The 17,578-nt window shown below is 65.3% G+C and carries 18 protein-coding genes; 14 read left to right on the top strand and 4 right to left on the bottom strand.

The window, feature by feature from the left end; genetic code table 11:
* Together EYV96_RS07350 and trxA are read right to left on the bottom strand one after the other, a co-directional pair.
* Positions 1-474, bottom strand: coding sequence for a DUF4442 domain-containing protein (locus EYV96_RS07350; protein ID WP_131150793.1), 474 nt, complete (start codon positions 472-474; stop codon positions 1-3).
* 125 nt (positions 475-599) lie between these two features.
* Complete coding sequence (trxA, locus tag EYV96_RS07345; RefSeq protein WP_131150792.1) at positions 600-1,463, bottom strand: thioredoxin; 864 nt, start codon at positions 1,461-1,463, stop codon at positions 600-602.
* A 199-nt stretch (positions 1,464-1,662) separates the two neighbouring features.
* Between trxA and EYV96_RS07340 the strand changes: the two genes are divergently transcribed.
* The 8 genes from EYV96_RS07340 to nadD all read left to right on the top strand — a co-directional run bounded on the left by EYV96_RS07340 (position 1,663) and on the right by nadD (position 10,287).
* Positions 1,663-2,274, top strand: coding sequence for a paraquat-inducible protein A (locus EYV96_RS07340; protein ID WP_131150791.1), 612 nt, complete (start codon positions 1,663-1,665; stop codon positions 2,272-2,274).
* Positions 2,271-2,900, top strand: coding sequence for a paraquat-inducible protein A (locus EYV96_RS07335; RefSeq protein WP_131150790.1), 630 nt, complete (start codon positions 2,271-2,273; stop codon positions 2,898-2,900). The genes EYV96_RS07340 and EYV96_RS07335 overlap by 4 nt, the downstream gene beginning before the upstream one ends.
* Positions 2,890-4,572, top strand: coding sequence for a PqiB family protein (locus EYV96_RS07330; protein WP_131150789.1), 1,683 nt, complete (start codon positions 2,890-2,892; stop codon positions 4,570-4,572). Before EYV96_RS07335 ends, EYV96_RS07330 begins: the two co-directional genes overlap by 11 nt.
* Complete coding sequence (locus tag EYV96_RS07325) at positions 4,569-5,198, top strand: PqiC family protein (protein ID WP_131150788.1); 630 nt, start codon at positions 4,569-4,571, stop codon at positions 5,196-5,198. The genes EYV96_RS07330 and EYV96_RS07325 overlap by 4 nt, the downstream gene beginning before the upstream one ends.
* Positions 5,199-5,316: 118 nt before the next feature.
* Entirely contained in the window at positions 5,317-8,076 is a 2,760-nt protein-coding gene (gene leuS, locus EYV96_RS07320) for a leucine--tRNA ligase (RefSeq protein WP_131150787.1), read from the top strand.
* A 5-nt stretch (positions 8,077-8,081) separates the two neighbouring features.
* The gene (locus EYV96_RS07315; RefSeq protein ID WP_338068486.1) at positions 8,082-8,636 is read left to right on the top strand and encodes an LPS-assembly lipoprotein LptE; all 555 of its coding nucleotides are present in this window, start codon (positions 8,082-8,084) and stop codon (positions 8,634-8,636) included.
* Positions 8,636-9,652, top strand: a complete 1,017-nt coding sequence (gene holA, locus EYV96_RS07310) for a DNA polymerase III subunit delta (protein ID WP_131150785.1) — start codon at positions 8,636-8,638, stop codon at positions 9,650-9,652. Before EYV96_RS07315 ends, holA begins: the two co-directional genes overlap by 1 nt.
* Positions 9,649-10,287 carry a nicotinate-nucleotide adenylyltransferase gene (nadD, locus tag EYV96_RS07305; protein ID WP_131150784.1) on the top strand — a complete coding sequence of 213 codons (639 nt, stop codon included), beginning with the start codon at positions 9,649-9,651 and terminating at the stop codon, positions 10,285-10,287. Before holA ends, nadD begins: the two co-directional genes overlap by 4 nt.
* On the opposite strand, the gene msrB is transcribed toward nadD, so the two are convergent.
* Positions 10,276-10,911 (bottom strand): peptide-methionine (R)-S-oxide reductase MsrB, encoded by a 636-nt coding sequence (gene msrB, locus EYV96_RS07300; protein WP_131150783.1) that lies wholly within the window; start codon positions 10,909-10,911, stop codon positions 10,276-10,278. The genes nadD and msrB overlap by 12 nt on opposite strands.
* Positions 10,912-10,930: 19 nt before the next feature.
* Positions 10,931-12,652 carry a cytochrome c biogenesis protein DipZ gene (locus tag EYV96_RS07295; RefSeq protein WP_131150782.1) on the bottom strand — a complete coding sequence of 574 codons (1,722 nt, stop codon included), beginning with the start codon at positions 12,650-12,652 and terminating at the stop codon, positions 10,931-10,933.
* 126 nt (positions 12,653-12,778) lie between these two features.
* Here EYV96_RS07295 and EYV96_RS07290 point away from each other — a divergent pair, with 126 nt between their 5' ends.
* The 6 genes from EYV96_RS07290 to rlmH all read left to right on the top strand — a co-directional run bounded on the left by EYV96_RS07290 (position 12,779) and on the right by rlmH (position 16,989).
* On the top strand, positions 12,779-13,435 hold the full coding sequence (locus EYV96_RS07290) for an RNA polymerase sigma factor (RefSeq protein WP_240732363.1): 657 nt from the start codon (positions 12,779-12,781) through the stop codon (positions 13,433-13,435).
* The gene (locus EYV96_RS07285; RefSeq protein WP_131150781.1) at positions 13,435-14,094 is read left to right on the top strand and encodes an NrsF family protein; all 660 of its coding nucleotides are present in this window, start codon (positions 13,435-13,437) and stop codon (positions 14,092-14,094) included. Before EYV96_RS07290 ends, EYV96_RS07285 begins: the two co-directional genes overlap by 1 nt.
* 354 nt (positions 14,095-14,448) lie before the next feature.
* Positions 14,449-14,757: a pentapeptide MXKDX repeat protein gene (locus EYV96_RS07280; protein WP_131150780.1), complete on the top strand. Its 309-nt coding sequence runs from the start codon at positions 14,449-14,451 to the stop codon at positions 14,755-14,757.
* 136 nt (positions 14,758-14,893) lie between these two features.
* Positions 14,894-15,925, top strand: a complete 1,032-nt coding sequence (locus EYV96_RS07275) for an NAD(P)H-dependent flavin oxidoreductase (RefSeq protein ID WP_240732362.1) — start codon at positions 14,894-14,896, stop codon at positions 15,923-15,925.
* A gap of 129 nt (positions 15,926-16,054) precedes the next feature.
* Complete coding sequence (gene rsfS / locus EYV96_RS07270) at positions 16,055-16,444, top strand: ribosome silencing factor (RefSeq protein WP_131150778.1); 390 nt, start codon at positions 16,055-16,057, stop codon at positions 16,442-16,444.
* 74 nt (positions 16,445-16,518) lie between these two features.
* On the top strand, positions 16,519-16,989 hold the full coding sequence (gene rlmH / locus EYV96_RS07265) for a 23S rRNA (pseudouridine(1915)-N(3))-methyltransferase RlmH (RefSeq protein ID WP_131150777.1): 471 nt from the start codon (positions 16,519-16,521) through the stop codon (positions 16,987-16,989).
* Positions 16,990-17,578: the final 589 nt, after the last annotated feature.

Here is a 17,578-nt window from a genome sequence, read left to right as displayed (position 1 = left end):
TCAGGCCGCCGATGCGGCAGCTTCGCGGGCCTTCGGCTTGAGCCGCACATAGATCTGCTTGCGTACTTTGGCAACCACCTGGCCGCTGGCCGTGGTGATGTCGGTGTCGAACCAGCGCAGTACCTTCTCGCCGTTCGCGGCGGCCGCACGCAACTCATCGATCACCGCCGGTTCCAGCTTGAAGTGCGCGTAAACGTCCTCCTTGCCCGGCGCTACGAATTCGATGGCGCCGGCCTTGTCCCAAACGTAGTAATCCTTGCCCAGCTGGTGCATCACCAGCAGCATCCAGAACGGATCGGTCATCGCGAAGAGGTTGCCGCCGAACTGACTGCGAACGTAATTGCGGTTCCATGGACGAAGGCGAAGCACCACCTTGCAGTCGCTCCAGTCGTCCGACATGTCCGTGACGCGGATGCTGTTGAACAGGAACGGCGGCCACAGGTTCATCAGGCGGCGGAAGGTGGTGGGGCTCATGGGGAATGGGGGCGGTGGAGGGGTGGACGGGTCATCATAGCGGAAACATACGTTAGCGTATGGATAAGGCCGGTTACGAAAAAGGCCCCGGGCAGGGGCCTTTCGTTTGAAACGCGTCGCGAGCTTCAGAACAGCAGCGAGGCCATCCGACGGCGGTAGCGACCGACCATGTCCGCGTCGTCCAGGGTATTGAAGGCTGCCAGCAGCCGTTTGCGGGCGGCGCCGTCGTTCCAGTCGCGGGCGCGCTCCAGGATGGCCAGGAACTGGTCGAGGCCGGCCGGGGCGTCGCCTTCGAGGAGGAGGCGCACACCCAGCAGGTCGCGTGCTTCCCAATCGGCGCCGTCGGCCTGGATGCGCTGCTGGAGATCGCCCAGTGAGGGCGCGCCCACCAGCGCGCGGGCCAGGTCGAGCTGGCTGCGCAGGCGAATCGCGCGGGCATCGGTGGCGAGATTGGCTGGCAGGCTGGTGAGCTCGGCTTCGGCTGCATCGGCCTGGCCGGCCTGCATCAGGGCCAGGGCAAGGTCCAGCTTGAGTTCGGGCTGGTCCGGTTCGGCGGCGATCTGCTGCTGGATGCGGTTGATCGCCTCCTCGGGCGTCTCCACCACAACCGGGGCTTCTTCGACTGCCGCACCACCTTCACCCGGCTGCACATGGCGAAGTAGGAATTCGCGTAGCTGGCCCTCGGGCAGGGCGCCGGCAAAACCGTCGGCGATCTGGCCGTCCTTTACCAGCACCACGGTCGGGATGCTGCGGATGCCGAACATGGCGGCCAGTTGCTGGTTCTTGTCGACATCGATCTTGGCCATGCGGAAGGCGCCGTTGAATTCGGCGGCCAGCTTTTCCAGCATGGGACCCAGGGTTTTGCAGGGGCCGCACCATTCGGCCCAGAAGTCGACCAGGATCGGGGTGGTCAGCGAGGCTTGCAGCACCTCGGCTTCGAAGTTGCTTTCGTTGACGTCGAAGACATGGTCGGTGGTGGCTGCGGTCACGGGTAACTCCGGGGAAGCGAATCGGTTTCAGATCAGGGCATCGGCAAGCATATCAAGGGGCGCCACCCGCCTCGGGGTTGTCCGAAATACGCGGGTGCACGTCGGCCCGGGCCAGGGACGGTGTGGGTCGGTTCAGCGCCGCCGCGGAAGATTTGCGAGAATCCGCCGGATGACGAGCCAGGAACCAGGCACGACCCGCATGGAAACGTCCCCGCCACTGCTGATCTGTGAGCACTGCGATACGGTCTATCGCCGCCGCGAGCTCGGTTGCGGTGAGGTTGCGCGCTGCGTGCGCTGTGCGGCGGTACTCGATCGCTACCATCGGCTGGGTCCGGGCGCGATGTTTGCGCTGGTGGTTACCGCCATGGTCGTCTTCATCCAGGCCAATATCTGGCCCATCGTCACCCTCGGGTTCAATGGCCAGCTGATCAGTACCACGCTGTGGGGCATGATCGTGATGATGTGGCACCAAGATGCGCAGGTCGTTGCCGTGCTCACGGCCGCGACGCTGTTCTTCTTTCCGATGTGCAAGATGATGTTGCTGGGCTGGGTGCTTTTCTTTGCGCGCAACGGCAAGCGGGCGCCCGGGTTCCGGTGGGCGATGGTGACACTTTACCGCGTCGGGCCCTGGACGATGAGCGAGGTGTTCGTGCTCGGCGCGCTGGTGGCGATCGTCAAGGCGCATACCTATTTCGACGTGATCCCCGACCCGGGCATCTTTGCCTACGGGGCGCTGACGCTCCTGATCACGATTTTTGCCGGCATTGACACGCGACGCCTGTGGGATGCCACCGAGGAGCAGTCCGCATGAGCGACGTCTTGCCGCGCGCCAGTGAACTGGGGGTGATCGGATGCCATGTCTGCGGGCTGGTGTGCAAGGACATCGGCGTGGATGGCGCGCATTGCCCTCGCTGTCACAGTGCGCTGCACTACCGTAAGGCGGCGAGCTACTCGCGCACCTGGGCCCTGCTGATTGCCGCTTTTGTGCTTTACATCCCGGCCAACGTGCTGCCGATCATGCGCACCGTGAGCTTGGGCGACGTGGACGACAACACGATTCTCAGTGGCGTGGTCGAGCTTTGGGTCAAGGGATCCCCGGACCTGGCGATCATCGTGTTCACTGCGAGCATCATGGTGCCGATGCTCAAGTTTTTCGCGCTGGTGACGTTGTTGTGGAGTTCGCACCGCAGCAGCACCTGGGCACGGCAGCAGCGGTCCAAGCTGTATCGTCTGGTGGAGTTGATCGGTTACTGGTCGATGCTGGATGTTTTCGTCGTGGCCCTGCTCACCGCGCTGGTGCAGTTCGGCCTGCTCAGCCGGGTGGAGCCGTTGCCGGGCGTGATTTTCTTCGGGCTGACCGTGGTGCTGACCATGTTCGCCTCCATGAGTTTTGACCCCCGGTTGATCTGGGATGGCAGGGAATCCGATGACCGATGAAGTGAAGCCAGGGAACAGCGATCTACCGGAGCCGGTAGTCCACAAGCCGCGCGTCAACGCGTCGCTGGTGTGGCTGGTGCCGATCGTGGCGGCCCTCGTGGGCCTGTCGTTGGTGATCCACGCCTGGATGCAGGCCGGCCCCACCATCTCCATCAGCTTCCAGAGCGCTGAAGGCCTGGATCCGGGCAAGACGCCGGTGAAGTACAAGAACGTGGTGATCGGCCGCGTCAACGCCGTGCGCCTGAGCGAAGACCGCAGCCACGTGGTGGCCAAGGTGTCGCTGGAGAAGAGTGCCGAAGGGTTCGCGACGGCCGATACGCGCTTCTGGGTGGTGCGTCCGCGCATTGGCCTGGGTGGCGTGTCCGGCATCGATACCTTGCTGTCGGGCGCTTTCATCGGCGCCGATGTGGGCGAGTCGAAGGAAAGCCGCAGCGACTTCACCGGCCTGGAAAACCCGCCCGCCGTGACGCACGGCGCGCCCGGCAAGAGCTTCATGCTGCACACCGACGACCTGGGCTCGCTCGATATCGGCTCGCCGGTGTACTACCGCCGAATCCAGGTGGGTCGTGTGGTGACCTATCAGTTGGACAAGGACGGCAAGGGCGTGTCCCTGCAGATCTTCGTCGACGGCCCGAATGACCAGTTCGTTTCCAACGCCACGCGCTTCTGGAATGCCAGTGGCGTGGACGTGTCGGTGGGTGCCGATGGCGTGAAGCTCAATACCCAGTCGCTGGCCACCGTGCTGGCCGGTGGCGTTGCGTTCCAGTCGCCCATGGGGCCGCATGACGAGACGCCGGCCAGGGAAAATGCCGAGTTCCGCCTGTTCGGCGACCAGGCCACGGCGATGGCGCCGCCGGATGGCGAGCCGAAGTACATCCGCATGCGCTTCGATCAGTCGCTGCGCGGGCTGAAGGTCGATGCACCGGTGGAGTTCCTGGGTATTCCGTTCGGCCGCGTGGTGTCGGTGAACCTCGACTTTGACGAGAAGAAACAGACGTTCCCGGTGGTCGTGGGCGCTGTGGTTTATCCGCAGCGACTGGGCAAGGCGCATGACAAGCTGGTCGCGCTGGCCAAAGCGCGCGGTGATGACGCCGAGCTGTCGCAGATGATGGGCAAGCTGGTCGAGCACGGCCTGCGCGCACAGGCGCGGTCGGGCAACCTGCTCACCGGCCAGCTCTATATCGCGCTGGACTTCCTGCCCAAGGCGCCGAAGGTGGCGTACGACCCGACGGCCAAGCCGCTGGAAATCCCGACGGTGCCGGGCAGCTTCGACAAGTTGCAGGAACAGATGGCCGAAATTGTCGACAAGATCCAGAAGATCCCGTTCGACAGCATCGGCCGCAACCTCGACCAGACCCTGGCGGAACTGCATACGACCCTGAAGAAGGTCAACGGCGACGTGCTGCCGGAGGTGAAGACCACGCTCAAGGGTGCGCAGGAGACGCTGGGCAATGCGAACACGGCGCTGTCGCCGGATTCGCCGCTGCAGCAGAACCTCGGCGGCAGCCTGCAGGAAATGCAGCGCGCCGCCCGTTCGCTGCGCGTGTTGACCGATTACCTGGGCAGCCACCCGGATGCGCTGCTGCGCGGTCGCAAGGCCGATCCGGTGCCGCTGGAGGCGCCTGCCGCCAGCCAGCCGCCCGCCGCCAAGAACCAAGGGAGCAAGCCATGATCCACAAGGGAATCCGTATCCTGGCCCTGGGTACCGTGATCGGGCTGTGTGCCTGCGGCGGTTCGGCACCGGTGCGCTACTACACGCTGGTCCCGCCGGTGGGCGGCGAAGTGGCCACGGCCACCGGTGCGGCCATACCCGCCACGCCCGCGTCGTTCCAGTTCGAGCTGCTGCCGGTCGGCGTGCCGGCCCAGGCCGACCAGCCGTCGCTGGTCGTGCGCCAAGGCGGGCAGGGCGTGGCGGTGCTCGATGGCGAGCGCTGGATCGCGCCGCTGGGCGACGAGGTGCGTAACGCCTTGTCGGCCGACCTGGCCGCCCAGCTGCACAGCCAGGACGTGACGGGCCTGGCGTCGACGGGCAAGCCGGTCGCGCGGATCAAGGTGGACCTGCGGCGTTTCGACTCGGTGCCGGGCAGCTACGCCATGATCGACGCGGCCTGGAGCGTGCGCATGCTCAAGGGTGACGGCGTGATTGCCTGCACCAGCCGGATCCAGCAGAACGTCGGCACCACGTATGAATCCGTGGTCCAGGGGCATCAGCGTGCCCTGGCCGAGCTGGCGACGCAGATCGCCACGGCGGCCGTGCCCCTGGCTGCGGGCCAGTCCGCGTCCTGTCCCGCCAGTTAACCGGACCGGGGCCTTTTCGACCCAAGAAAAGGCCCGGTTCTGCTAGTCTGCATCGTTCACCCACAGCCGCCGGTGGACGCCGGTTTGAGCTGTCAGAACAAGACATGGCGCCGGACACATGCAGGACATTCAAGAGCAGGGCAACCCCGACCAGGCCAATGAACAGGCCTACCAGCCGCAGACGGTGGAAACCGCTGCGCAGCAGTACTGGCGCGACCACCGCGCGTACGAGGTGAAGGAGGACGCCACGCGTCCGAAGTTCTACTGCCTCTCGATGCTGCCGTATCCCTCGGGCGCCCTGCACATGGGCCACGTGCGCAACTACACCATCGGCGACGTGATCAGCCGCTTCCAGCGCATGAACGGCAAGAACGTCCTGCAGCCCATGGGCTGGGACGCTTTCGGCCTGCCGGCTGAAAACGCGGCCATCAAGAACAACACCGCGCCGGCCAAGTGGACCTACAAGAACATCGAGCACATGCGCGGCCAGCTCCAGCGCATGGGTTTCGCCTACGACTGGACGCGTGAATTCGCTACCTGCCGACCGGATTACTACCGGTGGGAACAGCTGATGTTCACCCGCCTGATGAAGAAGGGCATGGCCTACCGCAAGAACGCGGTGGTCAACTGGGATCCGGTCGATCACACCGTACTTGCCAACGAGCAGGTCATCGACGGCCGCGGCTGGCGCTCCGGTGCCCTGGTCGAGAAGCGCGAGATCCCGCAGTGGTTCCTCAAGATCACCGATTACGCGCAGGAACTGCTGGACGGCCTGGACACGCTTCCGGGCTGGCCCGATGCGGTCAAGACCATGCAACGCAACTGGATCGGTCGCTCGGAAGGCCTGGAAATCCATTTCGCGGTGGAAGGCGAGGCTGAGCCGCTGACGGTGTTCACGACGCGTCCCGACACCCTGATGGGCGTCACCTTCGTATCGATCGCCGGCGAACATCCGCTGGCGATCAAGGCTGCGCAGGACAACGCGCGACTTGCCACCTTCCTGGAAGAGCTCAAGCACGGCGGCGTGTCCGAGGCCGAGCTGGAGACGCAGGAAAAGCGCGGCATGGATACGGGCCTGAAGGCCATCCATCCGCTTACCGGCGAGCCGATTCCAGTGTTCGTCGCGAACTTCGTGCTGTGGGGTTATGGCACCGGCGCCGTCATGGCCGTTCCGGGCCACGACCAGCGCGACTGGGAATTCGCCAAGGCCTACAACCTGCCGATCAAGCTGGTGGTGGTCGATCGGGCCGTGCTCGATGCGGTCGCGGAAATCCAGCATGACCTGTCGAAGGGAGTGGGCGCCGATCCGATCCGCGCCGCGTTCGAAGGCGGTAGCGTCGATGCCTACGAAACGTCGGCGGCGGTGCAGCTGATCGAAGCATTCGAGCGCAGCATCCAGGAAGACAGCGCGTTCACCGAGCGCGGCTACCTGGTGAACTCCGGCGAATTCGACGGCATGGATTACGGCCAGGCTTTCGAAGCCATGGCCGCGCGCTTCGAGCGCGAAGACAAGGGCGTGCGTCGCGTGAACTGGCGACTGCGCGACTGGGGCGTGAGCCGCCAGCGCTACTGGGGCTGCCCGATCCCCGTCATTTATTGTCCCAAGTGCGACGCCGTGCCGGTGCCGGAAGACCAGCTGCCGGTGGTGTTGCCCGAAGACGTGGCCTTCTCCGGCGTGCAGTCGCCGATCAAGGCCGATCCGGAATGGCGCAAAACCACCTGCCCGCAGTGCGGTGGCGCGGCCGAGCGTGAAACCGACACCTTCGATACCTTCATGGAATCGAGCTGGTACTACGCGCGTTACACCAGCCCGGGCGCCAGCGGCCAGGTCGACGAGCGCGCCAACTACTGGCTGCCGGTGGACCAGTACATCGGTGGTATCGAGCACGCGATTCTGCACCTGCTGTACTTCCGCTTCTATCACAAGCTCCTGCGCGACGCGGGCCTGGTCAACGCCGACGAGCCGGCCACCAACCTGCTGTGCCAGGGCATGGTGATCGCCGAGACGTTCTATCGCGACAACGCAGACGGCTCGAAGGACTGGATCAATCCCGCCGACGTGGAAATCCAGCGCGACGAAAAGGCGCGCGTGGTCGGTGCCTTGCTCAAGAGCGATGGCAAGCCGGTGAAGATCGGCGGCATCGAAAAGATGTCCAAGTCCAAGAACAACGGCATCGATCCGCAGGCGATGGTGGAGAAGTACGGCGCCGACACGGTGCGCCTGTTCTCCATGTTCGCCGCGCCGCCGGAACAGTCGCTGGAATGGAGCGAGGCGGGCGTCGAAGGCATGGCGCGCTTCCTGCGTCGCTTCTGGCGCGAAGTCACCACGCATGCGGCCGGTCCCGACCACGCCGTGGTCGATCCGTCCGCGCTTGACGCTGGCCAGAAGGCCCTGCGTCGCCACGTGCACGAAACCATCCAGAAGGTGGGTGACGACTTCGGTCGCCGCCACTCCTTCAACACCGCTATCGCCGCGCTGATGGAACTGCTGAACGCGCTGGGCAAGTTCAACGACGTGAGTGAGCAGGGCCGCGCCGTGCGCCATGAGGCGCTGGAAGTGATGGTGCTGCTGCTCAACCCGGTCGTGCCGCACGTCAGCCACACGCTGTGGCAGGTGCTGGGCCATGGCGAGTCGGTGCTGGAAGATCAGCCCTGGCCGCAGGTGGACAGCGCCGCGCTGGTGCGCGATTCGCTGACCCTGGCGGTTCAGGTCAACGGCAAGCTGCGCGCTACCATCGAGGTGGCGGCCGGTGCGTCGAAGGAAGAGGCCGAGGCGCTCGCGCTGGCACAGCCGAACGTCAAGACCTTCCTTGAAGGCCAGACTGTGCGTAAGGTGATCGTGGTTCCGGGCAAGATCGTCAACATCGTCGCAGGATGACATTCATGAGCCGCATGTTCAGGACTTCGCTGGTGCTGGTTGCTGCCCTCGCGCTTTCGGCGTGCGGTTTTCATTTGCGGCAGAGCGCCGCCCTCCCTGATTCGATGAAGCGGGTGCACCTCACGGTTGCCGGCGGTGGCGACCTTCAGCGCAACCTGGCCCGCGCGCTGGAAGCTTCCGGCTCCACGCTGGAAGAGAAGCCCGGTCCCGATATCGCCGAGGTGAACATTCCGGTGGCGCGCTTCAGTACCGATACGCTGACGGTCAGCGGCGCGGCGCGCGTGACGGAATACACCGTGCATTACCAGGTGCAGTTCGCCGTGAACGACGGCGCCGGCCACCCGGTGGTCCCGCCGCAGACGGTCAACATGTCGCGCGATTTCAGCTACGACGCTTACAACACCGTCGGTACGACCGCGCAGGTGGAGGAAATCCAGCGCAGCCTCAATGACGATATGGTGCAGGCCATCCTGTTCCGTCTGCAGGCCGCACAGAAGCACGGTGGCACCCTGGCGGCACCGGCACCGGCTCCGGCCACATCGGCCAGCGCGGCGCACTGATGCCGCTGACGCCTCCGCAATGGCAAAAGTCGCTCGCGGGCGACAGCCTGCAGCCGGTGTATCTGCTGGCAGGCGAAGAGTTGCTGGTGCTGGAGGCGGCTGACGCTTTGCGCGCGCAGGCGCGGCGGCTTGGCTATACCGAGCGCGACGTCCTCGACGTGGGCAACCACTTCGACTGGGATGAGCTGGCGCGTTCGGCGGCGGGCATGTCCCTGTTCGCCACGCGACGCTTGCTCGACCTGCGCTTGCCGACCGGACGCCCCGGTGTCGAAGGCGCGAAGGCCATCAATGAGTTTTGCGCCAATCCGCCGCCCGATGTGACCTTGCTGATCACGGCGACCGACTGGAGCAACAAGCACGAAGGCGCCTGGACGAAGAACCTCGACAGCGCGGGCGCCATGGTGGTGTTCCATGCGCCCAAGCCGCACGAGTGGCTGGCGTGGGTCGGTGCGCGCCTGACGTCGCGTGGCCTCCAGGCCTCGCAGGATGCGGTCGCGCTGCTGGCCGAGCGCGTGGAAGGCAACCTGCTGGCCGCGGCGCAGGAGATCGACAAGCTGGTCGTTCTTCGCGGCAACCAGAACACGCGCATCGAAGCGGGCGAGATGGAACATCTCGTCGCCGACAGCGCGCGCTACGACGCTTTCAAGCTTACCGATGCCGCGTTTGCCGGTGACGGTGGGCGTGCGCTGCATATCCTTGCCGGCCTGCGCGCGGAAGGTGATGAACTCATTGCGCTGATGGGCTGGCTGGTCAATCAGCTCCAGCTGGCGCTGCGCCTTGCCAACGCACGCGACTTCGCGGCGCAGGCCCGCGCGGAACGCCTGTGGCCAGCGCGCGAGCAGCTGTTCCGCAAGGCGCTTCGCCGGGCACCGCGCGAACACTGGCTGCAGTGTCTCGCACGAGCCGCGCGCATCGATCGCATCGCCAAGGGTCGTGAAGCTGGCGAGCCGTGGCTCGAGGCCGAGCGCCTGATCGCTGCGATTGCCGAACCCCGGGCTGCCCACGCACTCGCATGAAACCCCTGGCCTTGTTTGGTGGCACGTTCGATCCGGTGCACCTGGGTCACCTGAGCGTCGCCTGGGAAGCCGCCGAGTTGCTCGATGCCGAAGTGCGCCTGATGCCTGCTCACGTGCCGCCGCATCGTCCGGCGCCACTGGCGTCAGCCGATCAGCGCGTGGCCTTGTTGAAGGCCGCGTTGCAGGGGCAGGCGCGGCTGGCGCTGGATACGCGTGAACTTGAGCGGCAAGGTCCGTCGTACACGGTCGACACCTTGCGCGAACTGCGCGCGGAGATCGGCGAGCGTCCCTTGGTCTTGCTCGTCGGCGCGGATGCATTTGCCGGACTGCCAACGTGGCACCGCTGGCGCGAGTTGTTCAAGCTCGCGCATATCGGCGTGTTGAGTCGACCGGGCGCCGATGTCGTCGTGCCGGATGAGTTGCATGCCGAAGTGGCGCAACGCGGCGTGGCCGACGTGCGCTTGCTGCGCGAGTCGTCATCCGGACACATGGCCGAGCTGTCGGTCACGCCGCTCGAAATATCCGCCACGCGCATCCGCGAGCTGCTGGCCGAAGGGCGCGATCCACGCTATCTGCTGCCGTGTGGCGTCTTCGCCGATGCCAGCCTGCTGCAACCCTATCGCTCAGCCCGCTGAGCGCGGTACGAAACGCAGCGCGACCGAATTCATGCAGTAGCGCAGGCCCGTCGGCTTGGGGCCGTCGTCGAATACGTGTCCCAGGTGGCTGTCGCAACCGGCGCAGGTGACGGCGATGCGTTCCATGCCGAAGCTCCGGTCGGTTTTCTCGATCACGTTGGCTTTGGCGATTGGCTGCCAGAAGCTCGGCCATCCCGTGCCCGAATCGAACTTTGTCGCCGCATCGAACAAGGCGGTGTCGCAACCCATGCAGCGAAACAGGCCCTTGCCGATGTGCATGTGTTCGTACGCGCCGCTGAAAGCGCGCTCGGTCCCTTCGCGTCGCATGACATCGAAGGCTTCTTCGGAAAGGCGCTGACGCCACTGCGTGTCCGTGAGCACGAGTTTCTTCACGTGGCACGGGCCCAGGCGCCGGCCGTCGACATCGGCGAAGCATTCGAGCAACAGATCCGGCGCGTCGGCCGCACCTGCGACGGGTGCTGCGATGGCGGCCTCGACGGGCGGTTTTCCGCTACGCCATAGCCACGCGCCACCGAGCGCCGCCGCACTCCCACCGATCGCCAGCATGCGCAGAAAGTCGCGCCGCTGGGCTTGCCTGAGCGTTTCCAGGTTTCGCGTTGTCATGTTCGCTGCTCCGATTCGATCAACCGAAGGTGAAGGCGTAGGCGCGGACGCCCGGATCGAGGAATTCGATCTCGAACGTGCGCTCGCCGGTACCGTTGGCCTGGCGCACCAGCTGGTAGAGGCGCTGTGACGTTACGGTGCCATTGCCGCCCGCATCGATATCCATGCCGTGGTCGTTGCCCGGTGCCTTGCCATCGATTCGCACGCGGAATCGAACCGGCTTGCCGTCAGCACCCGGGCCGAGCACCAGATGCAGGTCACGGCCACGGAAACGATAGACGATGCGGCCGCCGGCGCGATCCAGCTGGGCACTTTCGTCATGGACGGTCCATTGACCGTCGAGCGACCACTGGTGCGCGTTGAGTTGCGACGGCGCGTGGTAGCTCCAGCTGTCGTCGCGTGCAAACGGTCCACCCATGAAATTCTGCGCGCGCTGGTAGCCGACATAGGTTTCCGGCGAGCGGTTGTAGTCGCCTGAGCCGGCGGCTTCCGCGCCCTTTGCCTGCGGGTCGACATAGCCGCCAGGGAGGTTGGTCTGGCCCGCTTCAGTCAGCAATTGACGGATGACGTCTTCGCTTTGCTGGTACTCGCCCTCGCCAAAATGATGGTGGCGAATCTGGCCTTTCGGATCGATGAAGTAATGCGCGGGCCAGTACTCGTTGTTGAAGCCGCGCCAGATGGCAAAGTCGTTGTCGAGCGCTACCGGATACGTGACGCCAAGGTCTTTCACAGCCTTGGTGACATTGCCCAGGTCCTTCTCAAAGGCGAACTCAGGCGCATGCACGCCGATGACAACCAGGCCGTGGTCCTTGTACTTGTCGGCCCAGGCGCGGACATAGGGCAGGGAGCGGATGCAGTTGATGCAGGAGTAAGTCCAGAAGTCGACCAGCACGACCTTGCCGCGAAGTGACATGGTGCTGAGCGGTGCACTGTTGAGCCACGCGGTGGCGCCATCGAGGGAAGGCATGGTGCCTTCCACGCCCAGCGCTTTCCCGGGCTGCACTGCGGGTTGCGGCTTGGGTGCCGGGCGAACCATGTTCACCAGCCGTTGCTCGAAACCACCCGTGCTGGCCAGCGAAACGCGCGTCAGCCAGCCGGTATCGAATCCCAGCGCAATCGCACCCACGCCGACCAGCACCAGGACGCCCAGCGTGCGGCGGATCCATTCGCCGGCGCCGAGCGAGCGCTTCATGGCCGAGAACACCTTGCCTCCGATGACCAGGGCCAGTGCCAGCGATGTGGCCGCACCGAGGGCGTAGGTGAGAAGCAACAGCGTAGTGGTCACGCTGGCGCCATTGAGCGCCGCGGCGGTGAGCAGCAGCCCGAGGATGGGCCCGGCACACGGTGCCCACAGCAGGCCCGTAGCGACGCCCAGGCCCGCCGCCGACCAGATGGAATCGCGGTTGGCGTCTTCGCGCTGCACGAGCTTGTTGCCGAGGGCGACGAAGGGACGGGTCAGCCAGTCGGCCAGGCGTTCGGAGACCAGCGTGAGGCCAAGCAAGGCAAGCACCACGAGAGCCACTACCCGGCCGTACTGGTTGGCACGGATGGCCCAGCCCCCGCCTACGGCCGCCAGCGTGGCGACCAGGGCGAAGGTGAGCGCCATGCCGATCAGCATGGGCAGGCCGTTGCGCGCAAACGGGCGGTCGGCGCGCGAGAACACAAAGGGCAGCACCGGCAGGATGCAGGGGCTGAGGATGGTGATGAAGCCGCCGAAGTAGGCAAGGATCAGCAGGAACATGGCGCGTTTCCGGGTGGACTATCGGGTTATTCGGCGGGCATGGCTGCGAGGTTACTACCCCGCGTGCAGGTAACCTGCGGGCCGCCTCGGGCGAAGGATGGGGAAGACATCGAAGGAAACGAAGGCATGAGTGGCTTGACCGCCAGCGGCAGCATGGGTCTATATGTCGGCACCGCCCATGGCACGCTTGCGCGTTTCCCCTTGTCCGACGATGCCTCCCGACAGCTTGATCCCGGTGACCTGCGCCGCGCGGCCTGGATGGCGGCTGCGCAGACAGGCGACCGGCGTGCCTACGAGCAAGTGCTTGCCGAAGCCGTGCCGTTGATTCGCGCGGCGGCGCGGCGGCAGGGCGTGCCGACGGACAGCATCGATGATGTCGTGCAGGAGACGCTGCTTACCATCCATCGCGTGCGCCAGACCTTCGACCCGTCCCGCTCCTTCGACGCCTGGTTGAACGCGATCGCGTCGCGGCGGGCGATCGACGGCCTGCGCGGACAGGGTCGTCGCGATCGACGAGAAGTGAATGACGAACTGGCTTATGAAAACCATCCCGACGGCGACGACGCCACGCGCGACACGCAGCGCGCGCAGGACGACGCGCGCCTGCATGAGGCCATTGCCGGCTTGCCGCCAGGACAGCGCGAAGCGGTGGAGCATCTGGCCTTGAAGGAGCAATCGCTCGCCGAGGCCGCGCAGGCCACCGGGCGCACGGCCGGTGCCCTCAAGGTGAACCTGCATCGTGCCTTGAAGGCCCTGCGCCAGCGCATCGAGGGAGACGCGTGATGTCCGACACGTCGCGTCACGAGGCACTGATTCAAGCGCTGGGCGAACAGCTGACGCCGGTGCGTCGCTTGCTGTCGCCATGGCGACGCACGCTGGGCTGGATGTTGCTCGTTGCCGTCATGGCGTCATTGCTGCTGTGGCGATTCGGTGCCGAGCCCATGATGCGCCGCTGGGAGCACACGCCGGATCTTGCCATTGCCGCCATCGGCGCCTTGCTGACGGCGATCAGCGCGGCATGGGCGGCGTTCTCGCTGGGTGTGCCTGGACGTTCTCGCGCATGGATATGGCTGCCCGTGCCGCCGGCCCTGCTGTGGATCGGTGCCAGCGGCGTCGGCTGCCTGCGCGTCCTGCTGTCCGGCGACGCGCACGCACACACGGCCGTCGATTGCCTGTTCCTGATCATCGGATTTTCCATTCCGTTGTCGGTGCTGATGATCGTGTTGCTGCGTCGCGCCTGTCCGTTGTCGCCCGTGCGCACCGCCGTGCTGATCGGCCTTGCGAGCGCGGGTGCGTCGGCGGTTCTGCTTGAGATCTGCCATAGCTTCATTTCCACCGGCACCGACCTCGCATTGCATGCCTTGGCAGTATTCATCGTGATAGCTGTCAACGCTGCCATGGGTGGCCGCCTCCTGCAGCCTCGTCAGAATTTGCGTTCCTGACTTTCACGTTCGACGTGAAACCGTGCTGCGGCGCGCAAGCTTTTTGTCTCGATATCGCGGAGACGTGCACTGGCGTGCGCATCGTCGCGGACGCGCATTGCAGCAACTCCCGGCGCAAGTTGGCACGATGCGGGTTTTTCCGCTGAACGGACGTAACCTGACGTCGCATGAACGCGAAGGTCATGGGTATACGCTTCGCTAGCCGGCGGCGCATGAGCCTGCTCTATCGGTGTGTCAGGCAACCCGGTCGAGAAGTCGGTAGAGGCGTATGACCCGTGCGGAGAGGATCGTGCCGCGCAGGTCGAATGGATGTGCTTGCTCGCACGCGTATCTCACCCACGTCAGGAGAAATCCATGAAAGCTTCCCGTTACACCGTGTTGGCCGCCGCTGTGGCCCTGTCGCTCGGCTTCGGCATGCATGCGATGGCGCAGGACGCCAGCAAAGACGCGATGAAGTCCCAGGATTCGATGAAGTCACAGGACGCCATGAAATCGGATGCCATGAAGTCCGACTCGATGAAGTCCGACGCCATGAAATCGGATGACATGAAGTCCGATGCGACCAAGTCGGACGCCGACAAGGCCAAGAGTGGCAAGCATCACAAGCACAACAAGTCCAAGAGCACCGAGCCGGCAGCGACGCCGCCGGCCAGTGGTACCTGAGCACCGTTCGCGTATCGTCAGGGCAGCCCTCCTTCGTGGAGGGCTGCTTTTTTGTGCGGTGTGATGACGCGGGACTATCATGGGCAGTCCTTCAAGAGTGACGCAGCCCATGCATGATTTTCTGAGTCGGTTGGGCATGAGCTTGCCCATCATCCAGGCACCGATGGCCGGGTCGGATACCGCGGCGATGGTCGCGCAAGTGGGTGACGCGGGTGGCCTCGGTTCCATCGGCGCCGGTTATCTCCAGGCGCAGGCCCTGCTCGATCGCGTGAGGCAGGTGCGCGATGCGACGTCGAAGCCCTTCGCCATCAATCTCTTCGTGTTGCCGGAAGCGTTCGAGGTCGATCAGGCCGCCGTTGACTTCGCATGTCGACAGCTCGATCACCTGATGGAGGGCGAAGGCCTGGATGTGCGCTGCGAGTATCCGGCGCGCTGGGCGCCGTCATTCCGCGATCAGTTCGCGGCGTTGTGCGAGGCGCGCCCGCGCGTCGCCAGTTTTGCCTTTGGCCTGATCTCGCCGGAGCAAATGCGCGAACTCAGACAGCGCGACATCCTCGTGGTGGGTACCGCGACGAATGCCGACGAGGCGATGGCATGGGAGGCGCTGGGCGCGGATGCCATCGGGCTGCAGGGCTCGGAAGCGGGTGGTCATCGCGGCGGTTTCCTGCATGGCGATGCTGGTTCGATGATCGGACTGATGGCGCTGATTCCGCAGGTCATGCGCGCGGTGACGATCCCGGTGATTGCCGCTGGCGGCATCATGAACGGCAGGCAGATCCACGCGGCGCTCGGTCTGGGTGCCGTCGCGTGCCAGATGGGTACCGCGTTTCTCGCCTGCGAGGAAAGCGCGGCCGCGCCGGGCTGGAAACGCGACCTGACCGTGTCCCGCGAGCAAGAGGTCGTCACCATCCACAGCATCTCGGGCCGGGCAGCGCGCGGGCTGAACAACACCTGGGTGAAAGCGCTGGAGCCGGTGGCCGATCGCCTGCCGCCGTATCCCATTCTCAACGCGCTCACCTCGCCACTGCGCAAGGCCGCCGTCGCCGCCGGGCGGGCCGATCTCACCAACGAATGGAGCGGGCAGGGTGTGGGCATGGCGCGTGCGGTGAGCGTGGCGCGGCTGATGGCCGACCTGGCGCGGGAGCTGGACGAAGCGCGTCGTGCGTAGTTGACGCAGGATTCACCGGGCGTGCTTGCAGATGGGTCGGCGGGCAGCACTTGAACAGGTGCCCCGGCTGGGGCGTTATACTGCGCCCGCGCCATCCCGCGTATCGATCCCGCATCGAGGCACACGCACTTGAGTCAGACCTCCCAACGTAACAAGTCGGTTAACACCGAATCCCTCCGCAAGCACGTCATCAACGCGCTGGAGGACCTCAAAGCCAAGGACATTCGCGAAATCGACGTCCGCGGCAAGACCTCCATCGCCGACCTCCTGGTCGTCGCCTCGGGCACTTCCGCCCGCCATGTGAAATCCATCGCTGATGAAGTCGTCAAGTTCGCCAAGAAGGCGGGCGTGATGCCGATCGGCGTGGAAGGCGAGCAGGAAGCCGAGTGGGTCCTGGTGGACCTGGGCGATGTGATCGTTCACGTCATGCTCCCGCGCATCCGCGAGTTCTACGGCCTGGAGCGGCTGTGGACCGTGGGCGACCGCGAAGCCGACAACGAAGCCGTCAACGCGGGCTGAGCCTGCGTGACGCTGTGTCCCAAGGTGCCGCCACCGGCGCCTGATCTCCCTTACTCGCCGCCAAATCCCTCCCCATGCGCGCACGCCTGATCGCCGTTGGTGAACGCATGCCCGCCTGGGTGGCGGAGGGTTTCGCCGAGTATCGCAAACGCCTTTCCCATGACCTGCCGCTGGAGCTCATCGAGCTCAAGCCGGGCGTGCGTGGGAAAGGCCGCGACGATGCGCGGGCGATCCTCGATGAAGGCGCCGCGATCCTTGCGGCCTTGCCGCGCGATATCCATGTGGTCGCGCTGGACGGTCGGGGCAAGACCTGGTCGAGTGAGGAGCTGGCACAACAGCTGGAGCGCTGGCGCATGTCCGGGCGCGACCTCGCGTTCCTGATCGGCGGGCCGGATGGCCATGCGCCGGAGGTGCTGGCGCGCGCGGACCAGACATGGTCGCTGGGGCCGTTGACGCTGCCACATATGCTGGTGCGGCTGGTGCTGGCAGAGCAGCTGTACCGGGCGACGACGTTGCTATCAGGGCATCCGTATCACCGGGCGTGAGTTGCTGAGGTTCTCCAGGCCGCTTCGACAGATCACGCTGTTGTCCTGAGAGGTTGCTATTTCCCCTCCCTGTCTTCGTCATGCTGGCGCAGGCCGGCACCCAGTGGCGACCACACACGGTTGTCGCCTCACCCTCTCACGTCGTCATGCCGGCGAAAGCCGGCATCCAGGGGCGATCACGCTCATCTGTGCGATACCGCGACCTTGCCGCTTGCGCCGCGGGGGCGTTTCGACCGACTGCCGTCGGCCGAGTCACTTTTCTTTTGCTGGCCCAAAATAAAAGTAACCCAAAGAAAATGGCCTGAGAGCGGGGGTGCGCTTGCGTTAGATACGTGTCTCACGGGACAGGCAGGCTCAAGTGATCACCGGTGAGGCCAACTAACGTCCGACTGCTTGCTATCCGCCCCACCGCTAATGGCGCTCGCGCACATCCCCGCGCCGTCGTCCACGGGCGACCACGCACGTATTCACGGCATATCCCAAGCATGCCGTCATGCCTGCGATGGCAGGCACCCAGTGGCGACCACACACGGTTATCGCCCCACACTCTCACGTCGTCATGCCCGCGAAAGCGGGCATCCGGTAGCCG

This window comes from Dyella terrae, from assembly GCF_004322705.1.
GTDB lineage: Bacteria > Pseudomonadota > Gammaproteobacteria > Xanthomonadales > Rhodanobacteraceae > Dyella_D > Dyella_D terrae.
Note: the sequence above shows the minus strand (reverse complement) of the source record. Positions and strands in the feature narration are given on the sequence as shown.